Origin of the sequence: Neobacillus drentensis (assembly GCF_036966985.1) — a bacterium.
GTDB classification, from domain to species: Bacteria; Bacillota; Bacilli; order Bacillales; family Cytobacillaceae; genus Neobacillus; species Neobacillus drentensis_E.
Window position 1 is genome coordinate 343 of record NZ_JBALSN010000395.1, and the last position, 766, is coordinate 1,108.

General features: G+C 39.5%; 1 pseudogene. It reads left to right on the top strand.

Annotation, left to right across the window (positions count from 1 at the left end):
- Positions 1-345: 345 nt before the first annotated feature.
- Positions 346-766: pseudogene (locus tag V7659_RS23205) on the top strand (sensor histidine kinase); the annotation flags it as partial.

Genomic DNA, 766 nt, shown 5'->3' on the forward strand with positions numbered 1-766 from the left:
TCCCGTGTTTTTTTATTACATGGTCTTCGGCATGTTTTTTCATATTTTCAAGGTAAAGAAATTGTATCATCGGCCGCTTCTCATTGGTCTGCTCGGCATGGTGCTCGAAATCATGGGGAATGTTACCGAAATGACCATTCGCCATTTTACAACCGATATGAAAATGACAACTTCGAGCTTCTTGATTATTATAGGGGTAGCGATCATCCGCAGCTTCTTTGTCCTTGGTTTTTTCAATACCATCTTAGTGCGGGAAACTAGGTTGGCTGAAGAGCAGCAAAAAAAGCGGACCGAAGAGGTTTTACTATTAGTCNNGTCTCAAATTTGTATGTAGAAATGTTTCAATTGGAAAAATCAGCGAAAGATGCGGAGAAGTTAACCAGCGCCTGCTATGCAATTTATCGTGATTTGAAAGCTCTAAACAATCAGGAACAAGCGCAAGCGATGCTGAAAATCGCCGGGGAATTACACGAGATTAAAAAAGATAATCAACGTATATATGCCGGTTTGTCCAAATTAATGGCCAAAGAAAAATTAGATGATTTTATGAACATTCAGGAAATCATTTTTGTTGCAACTATCTCGAATAAAAATTATAGTGAGTTGCTCGGGAAAACGATTGATTTCCAAGTAAGAATTTCCGGTGAACATCCGGAGTACCGCACTTTTATCCTCCTTTCCCTAATCAATAATCTTGTCGCCAATGCTGTGGAAGCTATCGATCAGGAGGGGCAGATTGTGATAATGGTTGAAAAGGTTAAAGACC